Genomic DNA, 548 nt, shown 5'->3' with positions numbered 1-548 from the left:
CCCCCGTTTATCTGTAAGGCCATGAGCGAGACACATTTTTCAGTGCAGGTTGAGCAAAAGAGCGTATTTATTTCAAAGTAAATGCGGCGGGTTCTGTTTTTTATGAGGAACATGCCTTTAATAAATTAAAAATAAAACGCTCGTTTCATTATTAATATCACAGGAATATAACATTGTGTATTACATGTAATATGCAATGCTATGTTTAATGATAATCATGCGTCATATATTTATATGGCAGGTTTAACCCTCAATAATTCTACAGGGCAAGGTATCACTATGTTTAATAAAAATTTACTGCTTTCCGCAATCTTATTATCCGCAGCCGGAGCGGCTGTCGCGGCACCTTCACAGGAAATCACGCTTCAGGGCATTATCACCAACACAACCTGTGATGTCAGCGTCAACGGTGGACAATCTGTTTTTAATGTGGGCGTATTCGGAACTGACCAGTTTGATACAGCCAATACTCAGGTCGGGGAAAAAGCCTTAAAAGTTACCCTGGCAGACTGTGCTACCGCTGAATCAGGTAATCTTATTGTTCAGGG

1 pseudogene is annotated in these 548 nt (G+C 40.3%); it reads left to right on the top strand.

The annotated features are described in order from the left end of the window. Positions 1-279: 279 nt before the first annotated feature. Positions 280-548 (top strand): annotated as a pseudogene (locus Q1A40_RS22940) (type 1 fimbrial protein); the annotation flags it as partial.

Origin of the sequence: uncultured Cedecea sp., from assembly GCF_947498825.1 — a bacterium.
GTDB lineage: Bacteria > Pseudomonadota > Gammaproteobacteria > Enterobacterales > Enterobacteriaceae > JGM124.
This window is presented reverse-complemented; position numbering and strand designations above follow the sequence as displayed.